We start from the raw sequence: 13,915 nt of genomic DNA, 5'->3' as shown, positions 1-13,915 counted from the left end.
CCGCCACACCGCGGACCCGCGCCCGGCGCGGACGGCGGCGGCAGCGGCAGCGGAGGACGGCACCATGACAGACGGGCACCGCGGACTCGCGCCCGGCGGGAGCGGACCGCGCGGGGACGGGACGGACCGGGCGGCGGGGGCGGACCGGGCAGACGTTTTCGCCGGGCCCGCCGACGACTCCGGCTTCCCCGCCCCGCCCCGGCCCACCAGCCGCGACGTGGCCCGCGCCGCCGGGGTCTCGCAGGCCACCGTCTCGCTGGTGCTCGGCGACAAATGGCGCGGCCGGGTCTCCCCGCGCACCGCCGACCTCGTGCGGGACACCGCGCGCTCCCTCGGCTACCGGCCCAATCTCGCCGCCCGGAATCTGCGGCTCGGCCGCACCAGGACCGCGCTGCTGGTCGTCCCCGCGCTCACCAACGAGTTCTTCGCCCGCGTCTACACCGGGGCGGCCGCCGTCGCCGAACAGCACGGCTTCGGCGTCGTCATCTACCCCTCCCCCGACGGCACCGGCCCCGCCAAGGACCCCTTCGCCTCCGCCCGCGCGGCCCTCGACGGCGTCATCGCCTCGTCGATGGCCACCACCGCGCTGTCCGCGCTGCACGGCTCGGGCCTGCCGCTGGTGATGCTGGACAGCGACCCGTCCGACGCCGACGCCGCCGCCCACGTCAATCTCGCCATCGGCGACGGATTCCGCCAGATCGCGGAACATCTGCTGGCCCTCGGCCACCGCCGCTTTCTGCACCTCGCCCCGGCCGTCGACTCCTGGACCTTCGACGTCCGCGCCCGGGCCCTCGCGTCCGCGCTCTCGGCCGTGCCCGGCGCGACCGCGCGGACCGTGCGCGCGCCCTTCTCCGTCGACGCCGCCCGCGAGGCCGCCCACCGGGCCCTCACCGCCCCCGGGCCCCGGCCCACGGCCGTCGTCTGCGACGGCGACATCCTCGCCGCCGGGGCCTGCAAGGCGGCCCGCCGGCTCGGTCTGCGGGTCCCGGAGGACCTCTCGATCACCGGCTTCGACGACCTCGCCCTCGCCACCGCCGTCGAACCCGAGCTGACCACCGTGAAGCTCCCCGCCGAGCAGGTCGGCGAGCGCGGTATGCACGCCCTGCTCGCGGTCCTCGGCGGCCGCGCGCCCGCCCAGGACGACCTCCCGGTGCGTCTGGTCGTCCGCGAGTCCACCGGACCGGCGCCCGCGATCTGACCCGGCCCGGCCCCGCGGCCGCGGCCATGAGACGGCCCTTGAGCCCGCCGGGCCTCCGTGGAACGATCGCGATCATGACGAGTACGGCGGAGACGCCGATCGACGCGGCCCTGCTCGGCACCGTCCGCGCGCCCGGCCCGGTGACTCCGCTCGCCGGCGGACTGCTCGCCGTCACGGGCGACGACCGGCTGGAGATCCACGACGCGGGGGCCTTCCTCTCCGGTGCGCTCGCCCCCGTACGGACCGTGCCCCTGCCGCCGCACTCCACCGCGGCGGCGCTCGGCGACGGGGCCGTCGTCTGCGAGCCCGACCGGATCCGCCGGGTCGGCCCGGACGGAGCCACCCTCTGGGAACTCCCCCACGCCCCCTGGCACGGCTGTCACGACGAACCGCGACCGCCGGGGCCGCCCGCGCCGCACCCCGGGGGCGGCCTCGTCAGCGCCCTCGTGCCCACCCTCGCGGCCGCCGGCGCGGACCCGGCCGGGGAGCGCGAGGGACCGCCCGGGACGGCCTTCGGCAATGACACGCTGGTGCTGCTCGACGCCGTCTCCGGCAAGGTGCGGGCCCGGCGGCCGATCGGCGGGGTCTCGTCCGTCGCCACCCAGCGCTGGCACCCGGACGGCACCCTGCTCGCCCTCTCCTGCTGGACCGCCTGGTACAGCTGGACGAGCTGGTGGATCGAGCCGCGCCGGGACGGGCTCCACATCCGCGGCACCACCACGATGCGCGAGATCATCGACTTTCTGCCCCGCCCGCGCCGGAGCGCGAAGGACGGGCCGCCCCGGCTGCTCACCCTGCGGCGGGCCGAACGGATCGCCGCCAACGACGACCGCGACGAACTCGCCGCGCACGACGTCGGCGCCGAGGAGCCCGCCGCGCTGTACGACCTCACCCGGCTCACCGCCGGGCGCGACAACGACGAGTTCGACGGGGCCTTCCTCCTGGACGACCGGCATCTGCTGGTCACCGGCCGGACCTATCCCCCGGGCCGCCCGGCGGTGATCCGGCACTGGCTCTGCGACGCCGCCACGCTCCGGCCGCTGGGGCGGCTGCGCTATCCGGCCCCGGTCGGCTGGGTCACCCCGCTCGGCGACGGCACCTGGCTCACCCGGAGCGCCGACGGCCACCGCCACTGGGCCCTGCCCTGACCGCACCCCGACCGCACCCGCCCCGACCGCACCGGACCCACCGCCGGGGAGCCGTGTCCCGGCCGCCCGCGAGCCATGGGCAGCCGTCCGCCGGGCAGCCCGCCGCCCGCGCGTCGCCCCGGACGGCAGGACGCCCCGGAGCAGGCCCGTCCGGCCGCTCCGGGGCGTCCTCGGCGCCTCGGGCCGACTACGCCCCGCCCTCCGTGCCCCCGTCGCTCTCCTCGGTGTCCGAGGGCGCGTCGGTCGGCACCGAGGCGGCTCCGTCGGCCTCCAGCAGCCGGGCCAGCTGCCGGCCCACGATGCGCTTGAACTTCCGCTTCTGCGGCCGCGTACGGTCCAGCACCGCCACCTCCAGCCGCTCGGCGGGGATCTCCCGCTCGGTGCCGTTGGTCTGGTTCGACAGCGCCTGCACCGCCAGCTTCAGCGCCTCGGCGAGCGACATCCCGTCCCGGTGCCGCTGGTCGAGATAGGCGCTGATCTGCTCCGCGTTGCCGCCGACGGCCACCGAGCCGTGCTCGTCCACGATCGAGCCGTCGTGCGGCAGCCGGTAGATCTGGTCGCCGTCGGGCGTCGCGCCGACCTCGGCGACCACCAGCTCCACCTCGTACGGCTTCTCGGCCGAGCTGGAGAAGATCGTGCCCAGCGTCTGCGCGTAGACATTGGCCAGGCCGCGGGCGGTCACATCGTCGCGGTCGTAGGTGTAGCCCCGCAGATCCGCGTAGCGCACACCGCCGATCCTGAGGTTCTCGTACTCGTTGTACTTTCCGGCCGCGGCGAAGCCGATCCGGTCGTAGATCTCGCTGAACTTGTGCAGCGCGCGGGACGGGTTCTCGCCGACGAAGACGATGCCGTCGGCGTACTGGATCACGACCAGGCTGCGACCGCGGGCGATGCCCTTCCGGGCGTACTCCGCCCGGTCCTGCATGGCCTGTGCGGGGGAGACATAGAACGGCGTCGTCACCGGTTATCCGTCCCTTTCTGTCAGTGGCGTCAAAGCCCCGCCGAGCGGTGGCCGGGGGAACATCAGAGCAGCGCGGCGCGCGGACCGTCGGGCTGTTCGAGGCGGCGCTCCAGGATCGCGCGGGCGATCGCCGAGGACTCGTCGTCCGTCAGCCTGCGGAAGCCGTCCTCCGTGATCACCGTGATGATCGGGTAGATCCGCCGGGCCACATCGGGGCCGCCGGTCGCCGAATCGTCGTCCGCCGCGTCGTACAGCGCCTGCACCACCAGCGTGGTGGTCTGCTCCTCCGTCAGATCGTCGTGATAGAGCTTCTTCATCGACCCGCGCGCGAAGATCGAACCCGATCCCGTGGACGCGAAGCCCAGCTCCTCGGAACGGCCGCCCGTCACGTCGTACGAGAAGATGCGGCCCTTGCCGCGGTCCACGTCGTATCCGGCGAAGAGCGGGACGACCGCGAGACCCTGCATGGCCATGCCCAGATTGCCCCGGATCATGGTGGAGAGCCGGTTCGCCTTGCCCTCCAGGGAGAGCTGTGCGCCCTCCACCTTCTCGAAGTGCTCCAGCTCCAGCTGGAAGAGCTTCACCATCTCCGTGGCCAGCCCCGCGGTGCCCGCGATCCCCACCGCGGAGTACTCGTCGGCGGGGAAGACCTTCTCGATGTCGCGCTGCGCGATCATGTTCCCCATGGTCGCGCGCCGGTCGCCGGCGAGCACCACGCCGCCGGGGAACGCGGCGGCGACGATGGTCGTGCCGTGCGGGGCCTCGAAGGCGCCCTGCACGACCGGAAGCACGCGCTTGCCGGGGAGCAGCTCCGGGGAGTGCTCCCCCAGGAAGTCCATGAAGGAGGAGGAGCCTGGCGTCAGGAAGGCAGCTGGTAGACGCCCGGTGCCACGAGTGTTGGCTTCCACGAGTTTCCTTCCACGTAGGCGGCAGCCCGCCGGACGGTGTCGGGATCGTCTCCCAACTCGCCGATGGCCGAATCGCAGTTGAAGCACAGTACGCCACGGACCCTACCCGTCCCGCGGCGGTGATCCACATGTACGGCGGAAGCCGCCGGACGGAGCCCGGACGGGCCCGCCCGACCGGCGGTCGCGCCGGTCCGGCCGGGGGCGCCCGCCCCGGGCCGGGGCCCGGGCCGGGGCCCGGGGCGGCGGGTCGCTACTGTCCGCCCTTTTGTACGAATGACCGGACGAAGTCCTCGGCGTTCTCTTCGAGGACGTCGTCGATCTCGTCCAGCACGGAGTCCACGTCGTCCGACAGCTTCTCCTGGCGCTCCTTGAGATCCTCGGAGACCTGCGCGTCCTGCGCCTGCTCCTCGACCTCCTCCGTGGAACGCGTGGCCTTCTGCTGTCCGCCGCCGGTGTCCTTGGTCGCCATGTCCCTCACCCCGCTCGGTTTGCCCTGACGTGAGTTCGATCCTGTCAAGATCAGACCCTACAAGCCCGGTCTGACATCGGCCCCGCACTTTCCTCAACGCCCCGGGGCCGTCCCCGCGATTCCCGGTGATGATTCCCGAACCGGGACCTTTTAGCCTCCTGACAGCACCCGGACCAGGTCTTCCGCCGTCCTGCAGCGGTCCAGGAGCTCCTTCACGTGATTGCGTGTACCGCGCAAGGGCTCCAGGGTCGGGACCCGCTGGAGCGAGTCACGGCCCGGCAGATCGAAGATCACCGAGTCCCAGGAGGCGGCGGCGACGTCGTCCGCGTACTGCTCCAGACAGCGGCCCCGGAAGTAGGCGCGGGTGTCCTCGGGAGGCTTCGTACGGGCCCGGGCGACGTCCTGCTCGTCCAGCAGCCGTTTCATCCTGCCGCGGGCCGCCAGACGGTTGTAGAGGCCCTTGTCGGGCCGTACGTCCGCGTACTGGAGGTCCACCAGATGCAGCCGGGCGGCGTCCCAGCCGAGCCCGTCGCGCCTGCGGTATCCCTCCATCAGCTCCTTCTTCGCGATCCAGTCCAGCTCGCCCGACAGGCTCATCGGATCGTTCTCCAGCCGGTTGAGCGTGTCCTCCCAGCGGCTCAGCACATCCTTGGTCTGCTCGTCGGCGTCGGCCCCGAAGCGCTCCTCGACGTACTTCCTGGCCAGCTCGTAGTACTCCATCTGGAGCTGTACGGCGGTGAGCGTCCGGCCGCTGCGCAGCGTGACCAGCTGCCGGAGATCGGGGTCGTGGGACACCTGGTGAAGAGTGCGTACGGGCTGGTCGACGGCGAGGTCGACGGCGATGAAGCCGTCCTCGATCATCGAGAGGACCAGGGCCGTGGTGCCCAGCTTGAGATAGGTCGAGATCTCCGAGAGATTGGCGTCGCCGATGATCACATGGAGCCGGCGGTACTTCTCGGCGTCGGAGTGCGGCTCGTCCCTGGTGTTGATGATCGGGCGCTTGAGGGTGGTCTCCAGACCCACCTCGACCTCGAAATAGTCGGCCCGCTGACTGATCTGGAAGCCGTGCTCGTGGCCGTCCTGGCCGATGCCGACCCGGCCGGCGCCCGTGACGACCTGCCGGGAGACGAAGAACGGCGTCAGATGGCGCACGATGTCCGAGAACGGGGTCTCGCGCTTCATCAGATAGTTCTCGTGGGTGCCGTAGGAGGCGCCCTTGTTGTCGGTGTTGTTCTTGTAGAGGTGGATCGGCAGGGCCCCGGGCAGCTGGGCGGCGCGGTCGGCCGCCTCGGTCATGATCCGTTCGCCGGCCTTGTCCCACAGGACGGCGTCGCGGGGGTTGGTGACCTCGGGAGAGCTGTACTCGGGGTGCGCGTGGTCCACATAGAGCCGGGCGCCGTTGGTGAGGATCACATTGGCCAGGCCGATGTCCTCGTCGGTGAGCTGGCTGGAGTCCGCGACCTCGCGGGCCAGGTCGAAGCCCCGGGCGTCCCGCAGCGGGTTCTCCTCCTCGAAGTCCCAGCGGGCACGGCGCGCCCGGTGCATCGCCGCCGCGTAGGCGTTGACGATCTGGGATGAGGTGAGCATGGCATTGGCGTTGGGATGGCCCGGGACGGAGATGCCGTACTCCGTCTCGATTCCCATTACTCGCCGTACGGTCATGCGGCCCTCCTTGCCCTGCGACGCTCCCGTCCGGGGGCGGCGCTCAAGTACCGCTGGTGCTCCGGTGCGCATGCGGTGCCCGTCCCCGCGCTGCGCGACCCGGCGGTACCGAAGAGCCTAGAACGGCTCTGCGCTGCGGGGGAGATCGATGTCGTCTTTGCTGCGGTGTGGCTGGTGAGACCGGGTGGGCCGGTGTGGTCCGGACGGGAAAGCGGCCGGCTGCGGACGCCCGGCGGGGGCGTCCGCAGCCGGGTCGCCACTACAGGTACTGCCCGGTGTTCGCCACCGTGTCGATGGAGCGACCGGTGTCGGCGCCCTGCTTTCCGGTGACCAGGGTGCGGATGAAGACGATCCGCTCGCCCTTCTTTCCGGAGATCCGGGCCCAGTCGTCCGGGTTGGTCGTGTTGGGCAGGTCCTCGTTCTCCTTGAATTCGTCCACGCACGCCTGGAGGAGATGGGCGACGCGCAGACCCTTCTGGTTGTGGTCGAGGAAGGCCTTGATGGCCATCTTCTTCGCCCGGTCCACAATGTTCTGGATCATCGCTCCGGAGTTGAAGTCCTTGAAATAGAGGACTTCCTTGTCACCATTGGCGTAGGTGACCTCCAGGAAGCGGTTCTCCTCGGATTCCGCGTACATCTGCTCCACGACGGACTGGATCATCGCGTGAGCGGCGGCTTCCTTGGATCCATTGTGCTCGGAGAGGTCGTCGGCGTGCAGCGGCAGCGAAGCGGTGAGATATTTCGCGAAGATGTCCTTCGCGGCCTCCGCGTCCGGTCGCTCGATCTTGATCTTCACATCGAGGCGGCCGGGGCGCAGAATCGCGGGGTCGATCATGTCCTCGCGATTGGAGGCGCCGATGACGATGACGTTCTCCAGGCCCTCGACGCCGTCGATCTCGGCGAGGAGCTGGGGGACGATGGTGTTCTCGACGTCCGAGCTGACGCCCGAGCCGCGGGTGCGGAAGAGGGATTCCATCTCGTCGAAGAAGACGATGACGGGGGTGCCCTCGCTGGCCTTCTCCCGGGCCCGCTGGAAGACCAGCCGGATGTGCCGTTCGGTTTCGCCGACGTACTTGTTGAGCAGCTCGGGGCCCTTGATGTTGAGGAAGTAGCTCTTTCCGGCGGGCTGACCGGTGACTTCGGCGACCTTCTTGGCAAGGGAGTTGGCGACGGCCTTGGCGATGAGCGTCTTGCCGCAGCCGGGCGGGCCGTAGAGCAGGATGCCCTTCGGCGGTCGAAGCTCGTGCTCCTTGAAGAGGTCGGGGTAGAGGTAGGGCAGCTCGACCGCGTCGCGGATCAGCTCGATCTGGTTGCCCAGGCCGCCGATCTTGTTGTAGTCGACGTCCGGGACCTCTTCGAGGACAAGCTCCTCGACCTCGCTCTTGGGGACCACCTCGTAGACGTAACCGGAGCGGGGTTCGAGCAGCAGGGCGTCGCCGGGCCGGATGGTGATGTCCAGCAGCGGTTCGGCGAGCCGTACCACCCGTTCCTCGTCGGTGTGGCCGATGACCAGGGCGCGCTCGCCGTCCTCGAGGATCTCCTTGAGGGTGACGATGTCGCCGGCGCGCTCGTACGCCATGGCCTCGACCACGTTGAGCGCTTCGTTGAGCATGACTTCCTGGCCGCGCCGTAGCTCGTCGAGCTCGACGCCGGGGCTGACGTTCACCCGGAGCTTGCGGCCCCCGGTGAAGATGTCGCAGGTGCCGTCCTCATTGGCCTGCAGGAAGACACCGAAGCCGGCCGGCGGCTGCGCGAGCCGGTCGACCTCCTCCTTGAGGGCCACGATCTGGTCGCGGGCCTCACGGAGCGTATTGGCGAGCCGCTCGTTCTGTGCGGACACGCCGGCCAGATTGGTCTGCAGTTCGACGATCCGCTCTTCGAGAATCCTCGTGTGACGCGGAGAGTCGGCGAGCTTGCGGCGCAGGACGGCGATTTCCTGCTCGAGATAGGCGACCTGGCCGGCTGGGTCTTCAGACCCCCGCCCCGGCCGGATGCCGCGGTTGATGTCGTCGTCGTGGGCTGCCACGGTCCTCACCTCCTCCAAGGGGAGCTGGACGCTTCCTGACCCTACCTGGGTGGGTGGTGATTGAAACCCCTAGATCACAAAGACGGTCGGGGTGTGTCCGATCTTCACCCTTGCGCTCTCCCTCCCGCCAGGGGAATACCCACCCATCAACATCGGAAAGCGGGCGGTTGTAAGGTCGAAGTGTTCAACACCCGTCAGGGCTGGCGCGACTTGCTTCAGATCACTTGGCAGGACGCTCGACCCGACGCAGGAAACGGCAGGAGATATGACCGTGCAGCACGAGGCCCCGTCCGAAGGCGCCGCCGACGCCCTGGAGGTCTGGATCGACCAGGACCTCTGCACCGGGGACGGGATCTGCGTCCAGTACGCCCCGGATGTCTTCGAGCTGGACATCGACGGGCTGGCGTATGTGAAGAGCGCCGACGACGAGCTGCTGCAGGATCCGGGGGCCTCGACTCCGGTCCCGCTGCCGCTGCTCCGGGACGTCGTGGACTCCGCGAAGGAGTGCCCGGGGGACTGTATCCATGTACGTCGGGTTTCGGACAGCGTGGAGGTGTACGGCCCGGACGCGGAGTGACCTCCCGGCTACCCCGCGTCGACGCGCGGGCACCGCGTGCCATGATCGGCGTCCGCATTTCGGACGCCGATTCCCGTACCGCCGGAGCCGGCCCTCACAGGGGCCGTGGCTCGTTCGGCGGCGTACGGAGGAACTTGCCGCCCTCCCACCGCCATTCGGCGTTCTCCCGCTCGTCGGGGCAGCACAGGGGCACCTCGGGCGAGGAGTAGCCGAGCAGGGTGGCGGTGATCGTCTCGTTCCGCACGGCGAGCCGCTCGACGTTCTGGCGCAGCTCGGGCGCGATCAGGGTGGCGACGACGCGCGGGCCGCCGTCCCGGCTCGCGGCGAGGACGTAGACCCCGCTGGGCGGGGTGCCGGCGCCCGCGTCACAGCGTGCCGCCACGACCGTCTCGGGCGCGCCGTCGCCGTCCAGGTCGCCGGTGGCCTTTTTCGTCACCACGGCGGAGACGGTCGCGCACTCCAGGGGGAGCTTCACCCGGGCGGGGTCGGGCGCCGGGGCGGCGGCTCCCGGGCCGGCGGGGGCGGAGCGGGCGGCGGGCCGCTCGCTCTGGGAGGCGGTGGCGGCCTCGGGCTGGAGCAGCCCGGCGAGCGCGGCGACGGCGGCCATCGCGGCGGCGGTGGCGAGCCAGTGCGCCGGGCGGGTCCGGGTGTGCGCGAGGTCCGGGAGTGCGGAGGTCTGCACGCGTGAAGTCTCCTGTGATGGCGAAGCCGGGGGCACGTCGGCGGCGGGAGGGAGGTCTGCATCGTGCCATACGTCACAGGGCCGGGGAACGGCGGGGTGCGGGCCCGCTTGTCAGGGTTTCGTAACCGATCGGCCGCCGAACGCGCCACCGCCGCCGTCGAGTTCCCGTTCGCGAAGTGTGTCGCGACGGGAACTCGGCGGCGGCGGTCCGGCGTTGTGGTGGGCGAGGGCCGGGAAGGGGCCCTCGATCGGGGCTCAGCCCTTGTTGGGTCCCTCGTAGTCGTCGCCGTAGGCGCCCTTGGCGGGGCGGCGGCGGCGCATCGGGGGCTCGACGCCGTCGGCGAGGCGCCGCGCGGTGACGAGGAAGCCGGTGTGGCCGATCATCCGGTGGTCGGGGCGGACGGCGAGCCCTTCGACGTGCCAGTTGCGGACCATGGACTCCCAGGGCTGCGGCTCGGCGAAGCATCCGATCTCACGGATGGACTCGACGGTGCGGGCGAGCTGGGTGGTGGTCGCGACGTAGCAGCAGAGGATGCCGCCCGGGACGAGCGCCTTGGACACGGCGTCCAGGCACTCCCAGGGGGCGAGCATGTCCAGGATCACCCGGTCGACGTCGGCGTCGGAGAGGTTGTCCTGAAGATCGCCGACGGTGAGCTGCCAGGCGGGGTGGGGACCGCCGAAGTAGCGCTCCACATTCTGCTGGGCGATCTCGGCGAAGTCCGGACGGCGCTCGTAGGAGTGGAGCATGCCGTGGTCGCCGATGGCGCGCAGCAGGAAGGCGCTGAGGGAGCCGGAGCCCACTCCCGCTTCGACGACGCGCGCACCGGCGAAGATGTCGGCGAAGGCCAGGATCTGCCCCGCGTCCTTGGGGTAGACCACGGCGGCGCCGCGGGGCATGGACAGGACATAGTCGGGGAGCAGGGGGCGCAGCGCGAGGTAGGCGACGTTTCCCGTGGTTCGGACAACACTGCCCTCGGGAGCGCCGATCAGCTCGTCGTGCGGGAAGGACCCTTTGTGGGTGTGAAAGTTCTTCCCGGCTTCGAGCGTGAACGTGTAGTGGCGTCCCTTGGGATCGGTGAGCTGGACCTGGTCCCCGACCTTGAAGGGCCCGCGTCGGCGGGCGGCACCGGTCGGTTCGGACATGTGACCAGCGTACCGGGCCCGGGGAGGGCCTGAGCACCTGGGAGAGCGGGGCGGGGCCCGGGGGCCTCGCGGGGGGCCGCCCCGGGGTCTCGCGGGGCGGTGGGCCGGCGGGGGGCGCGGGTCAGTGGGGGCGGGCCATGGCGGCGACGAAGGCGCGCTCGACGTCGGCGGTGGAGAGGACTCCGTAGATCTCGCCGGTCTCCTCGATCACCAGGTATTCGGTGGCGGGGGTGGTGCGGAGGCGGTCGAGGAGGGCTTCGCCGGCGAGGTCGGCGGGGAGTCGCATGCCGTCGGTGAGGTCCTGGGCGAGGCCGCTGACGGCGACCCAGGGGCGGCGGTGCTCGGGCACGCCGACGATGGCGGTCTCGCGGACGAGTCCGGTGGGCTCGCCCTGGCCGTCGACGACGACGAGGGCGCGGGCCCCGGCCTCGTTGGCGCGGCGCAGGGCCTCGGAGAGGGGGGTGCCGGACTCGACGGGGACGGCGCGCCGGGTGAGGGTGCGGGCCTCCAGCTCGGGGAGGTGTTCGCGCAGCCGGGCGACGCGGAGGCTGTTGCCGGCCCCGGTCCAGATGATGGCGGCCAGGATGGCGGCGAGGAGCGCGTCGGTGATGGTCTCCATGCCGCCGATGTCCTGGGCGGGGTTGCCGAGGGCGCCGGTGTGGGTGAGGAGGGGGAGGCCGATGAGGACGGCGACGGCGAGGGCGCGGCCGACCCAGGCGGCGGCGATGGTGCCGCTCATCGGCTTGCCGGTGATCTTCCAGACGACGGCGCGGAGCATCCGGCCGCCGTCGAGGGGGAGGCCGGGGAGGAGGTTGAAGGCGGCGACGATGAGGTTGGAGATCATGAGGCCGGCGAGGAGGACGCCGGGGACGGTGCCGGCCTCGACGGTCTGCATGCCGAGGTAGAAGACTCCGGCGAGGACGAGGGAGAGCAGCGGGCCGACGAAGGCGAGGATGAATTCGCGGCCCGGGGTCTCGGTCTCCTTCTCGATCTCGGAGACGCCGCCGAAGAACTGGAGCTGGATACGGCGTACGGGGAGCTTGAAGCGGAGCGCGGCGACGGTGTGGGCCAGCTCGTGGACGAGCACCGAGGCGTAGAAGGCGACGGCGAAGAAGAGGGAGACGAGGTAGCGGGCGCCGCCGAGGTCGGGCAGGACCCGGTCGAGCTGGCCGCCGAAGACCCAGGTGATGAGGGCGGCGACGAGGAACCAGCTGGGGGCGACATAGACGGGCACGCCGAAGGGGCGGCCCATGAGGATGCCGCCGCCGGGGCCGTCGGGGCGCTGCGGTTTGCCGTTGCGGCCGACGCCCCGGGGGTTCTCCCCCTGGCCCTCGCTCCGTGCCCGCTTGCGCTCGCCTCGGGTGTCGTCCTCGTTCACGGGTTCCCTTCGTCTCGGTGGGGCGGGGCGCCCCTCGCTCGATCATGCGCTGTGCCGACCTCTGACGTCGATGGTATTGCGCTCGCTGTCAGTGGCGGGTCGTAGGGTCGTGGTCATGAGGACGAGTGAGGAGCCGTTGCGGAGCCGGCCGCCGATGTCGCTGTCGCCTTCGCGGGCGAGCGATTTCATGCAGTGCCCCTTGCTGTACCGGTTTCGGGTGATCGACCGGCTGCCGGAGAAGCCGAGCGAGGCGGCGACCCGGGGCACGCTGGTGCACGCGGTGCTGGAGCGGCTCTTCGACGCTCCGGCGGCGGAGCGCACGGCTCCGCGGGCGAGGTCGCTGGTGCCGGGGCAGTGGGACCGGCTGCTGGCGGACCGGCCGGAGCTGGGTGAGCTGTTCGACGGGGACGAGGGCGGCGAGCGGCTGACGCGCTGGCTGGGCGAGGCCGAGGCGCTGGTGGAGCGCTGGTTCTCGCTGGAGGATCCGACGCGGCTGGAGCCGGCGGAGCGGGAGATGTTCGTGGAGGCGGAGCTGGAGTCGGGGCTTCGGCTGCGCGGGGTGATCGACCGGGTGGATGTGGCGCCGTCGGGCGAGGTCAGAATCGTCGACTACAAGACGGGCAAGGCCCCGCGCCCGGAGTACAGCGAGGGCGCGCTGTTCCAGATGAAGTTCTACGCGCTGGTGATCTGGCGGCTGAAGGCGGTGGTGCCGCGCCGGCTCCAGCTGGTCTATCTGGGCAGCGGCGATGTGCTGACGTACGACCCGGTGCCCGCGGATCTGGAGCGGGTGGAGCGGAAGCTGCTGGCGCTGTGGGAGGCGATCAGGGCGGCGACGGAGTCGGGCGAGTGGCGGCCCCGGCCCACCAAGCTCTGCGGCTGGTGTGATCATCGGGCCGTGTGCCCGGAATTCGGGGGTACTCCCCCGGTGTATCCGCTGGGCGTTTCCCCGGCGGCCGGGGAGGCGGAGGGTCAGGGCAGAATGGGATCCGACCGAGTGTGAGGAGTTCCCTGTGGCCATCCGCGTTCTACTGGTCGACGACCAGCCGCTGCTGCGTACCGGTTTCCGGATGATTTTGGAGGCCGAGCAGGACGTCGCGGTCGTGGGCGAGGCCGGGGACGGTCTCCAGGCACTCGACCAGGTGCGGGCGCTGCAGCCCGATGTGGTGCTCATGGACATCCGGATGCCCCGGATGGACGGGGTCGAAGCGACCCGGCAGATCACGGGTCCCGGGCGGGACGGTCCGGCGAAGGTTCTGGTGCTGACGACGTTCGATCTGGACGAGTATGTGGTGGAGGCGCTGCGGGCCGGGGCCAGCGGCTTTCTGCTGAAGGACGCCCCGGCGGACGAGCTGGTCCAGGCGATCCGGGTGGTGGCGGCCGGTGAGGCGATGCTGGCGCCGAGCATCACCCGCAGGCTGCTGGACAAGTACGCGGGCCATCTCCCGTCGGGCGAGGAGCCCCTCCCGGACACGCTGAACACGCTGACCGACCGTGAGGTGGAGGTCTTGAAGCTGGTCTCCCGGGGTCTGTCGAACGCGGAGATCGCCGCCGATCTGTTCGTCAGCGAGACGACGGTGAAGACGCATGTCGGGCATGTGCTGACCAAGCTGGGCCTTCGGGACCGGGTGCAGGCGGCGGTGTACGCGTACGAGAGCGGTCTGGTGCGGCCGGGGGCGCAGTAGGCCCTCGGGCGGGAGCGGCGGCACAGCGGTAGACGGAGAACGGCGGCGGGCAGGATGCCCGCCGCCGTTCTCCGTCGTACG

The 13,915-nt window shown here is 71.3% G+C and carries 13 protein-coding genes and 1 pseudogene; 5 read left to right on the top strand and 9 right to left on the bottom strand.

What is annotated here, in order from left to right:
- Positions 1 to 64: 64 nt before the first annotated feature.
- Both ACF089_RS03005 and ACF089_RS03000 read left to right on the top strand, forming a co-directional pair.
- Positions 65 to 1,198, top strand: coding sequence for a LacI family DNA-binding transcriptional regulator (locus tag ACF089_RS03005; protein ID WP_392020941.1), 1,134 nt, complete (start codon positions 65 to 67; stop codon positions 1,196 to 1,198).
- 74 nt (positions 1,199 to 1,272) lie between these two features.
- On the top strand, positions 1,273 to 2,346 hold the full coding sequence (locus tag ACF089_RS03000; protein ID WP_392020939.1) for a hypothetical protein: 1,074 nt from the start codon (positions 1,273 to 1,275) through the stop codon (positions 2,344 to 2,346).
- 187 nt (positions 2,347 to 2,533) lie between these two features.
- Here the strand turns inward: ACF089_RS03000 and prcA are convergent, their stop codons facing one another.
- The 6 genes and pseudogenes from prcA to arc form a co-directional block, all read right to left on the bottom strand.
- Positions 2,534 to 3,307 carry a proteasome subunit alpha gene (gene prcA, locus ACF089_RS02995; RefSeq protein WP_392020936.1) on the bottom strand — a complete coding sequence of 258 codons (774 nt, stop codon included), beginning with the start codon at positions 3,305 to 3,307 and terminating at the stop codon, positions 2,534 to 2,536.
- A gap of 62 nt (positions 3,308 to 3,369) precedes the next feature.
- Positions 3,370 to 4,215: a proteasome subunit beta gene (prcB, locus tag ACF089_RS02990; RefSeq protein ID WP_392020934.1), complete on the bottom strand. Its 846-nt coding sequence runs from the start codon at positions 4,213 to 4,215 to the stop codon at positions 3,370 to 3,372.
- Positions 4,167 to 4,358 (bottom strand): annotated as a pseudogene (locus ACF089_RS02985) (endonuclease domain-containing protein); the annotation flags it as partial. The gene prcB and the pseudogene ACF089_RS02985, both read right to left, overlap by 49 nt.
- A gap of 107 nt (positions 4,359 to 4,465) precedes the next feature.
- Positions 4,466 to 4,684, bottom strand: coding sequence for a ubiquitin-like protein Pup (locus ACF089_RS02980; protein WP_086569168.1), 219 nt, complete (start codon positions 4,682 to 4,684; stop codon positions 4,466 to 4,468).
- 150 nt (positions 4,685 to 4,834) lie between these two features.
- Positions 4,835 to 6,346 carry a depupylase/deamidase Dop gene (gene dop / locus ACF089_RS02975; RefSeq protein ID WP_392020930.1) on the bottom strand — a complete coding sequence of 504 codons (1,512 nt, stop codon included), beginning with the start codon at positions 6,344 to 6,346 and terminating at the stop codon, positions 4,835 to 4,837.
- A gap of 259 nt (positions 6,347 to 6,605) precedes the next feature.
- On the bottom strand, positions 6,606 to 8,372 hold the full coding sequence (gene arc, locus ACF089_RS02970) for a proteasome ATPase (RefSeq protein WP_392020927.1): 1,767 nt from the start codon (positions 8,370 to 8,372) through the stop codon (positions 6,606 to 6,608).
- Between the two features lie 265 nt (positions 8,373 to 8,637).
- On the opposite strand from arc, the gene ACF089_RS02965 reads away from it, so the two are divergent.
- Positions 8,638 to 8,949, top strand: a complete 312-nt coding sequence (locus ACF089_RS02965) for a ferredoxin (protein ID WP_392020925.1) — start codon at positions 8,638 to 8,640, stop codon at positions 8,947 to 8,949.
- A gap of 94 nt (positions 8,950 to 9,043) precedes the next feature.
- Here the strand turns inward: ACF089_RS02965 and ACF089_RS02960 are convergent, their stop codons facing one another.
- The 3 genes from ACF089_RS02960 to ACF089_RS02950 form a co-directional block, all read right to left on the bottom strand.
- The gene (locus ACF089_RS02960; protein WP_392020922.1) at positions 9,044 to 9,631 is read right to left on the bottom strand and encodes a hypothetical protein; all 588 of its coding nucleotides are present in this window, start codon (positions 9,629 to 9,631) and stop codon (positions 9,044 to 9,046) included.
- A gap of 255 nt (positions 9,632 to 9,886) precedes the next feature.
- Positions 9,887 to 10,774, bottom strand: coding sequence for a tRNA (adenine-N1)-methyltransferase (locus ACF089_RS02955; protein ID WP_392020920.1), 888 nt, complete (start codon positions 10,772 to 10,774; stop codon positions 9,887 to 9,889).
- A 121-nt stretch (positions 10,775 to 10,895) separates the two neighbouring features.
- Positions 10,896 to 12,152, bottom strand: coding sequence for a site-2 protease family protein (locus tag ACF089_RS02950; protein WP_392020917.1), 1,257 nt, complete (start codon positions 12,150 to 12,152; stop codon positions 10,896 to 10,898).
- Between the two features lie 115 nt (positions 12,153 to 12,267).
- On the opposite strand from ACF089_RS02950, the gene ACF089_RS02945 reads away from it, so the two are divergent.
- A complete protein-coding gene (locus tag ACF089_RS02945) occupies positions 12,268 to 13,152 on the top strand; it encodes a RecB family exonuclease (RefSeq protein ID WP_392020914.1) in 885 nt (294 codons plus the stop codon).
- A 10-nt stretch (positions 13,153 to 13,162) separates the two neighbouring features.
- Complete coding sequence (locus ACF089_RS02940; protein ID WP_392020912.1) at positions 13,163 to 13,834, top strand: response regulator; 672 nt, start codon at positions 13,163 to 13,165, stop codon at positions 13,832 to 13,834.
- Positions 13,835 to 13,915: the final 81 nt, after the last annotated feature.

The organism is Streptomyces sp. NPDC014894 (assembly GCF_043080985.1).
Lineage (GTDB): Bacteria > Actinomycetota > Actinomycetes > Streptomycetales > Streptomycetaceae > Streptomyces.
This window is presented reverse-complemented; position numbering and strand designations above follow the sequence as displayed.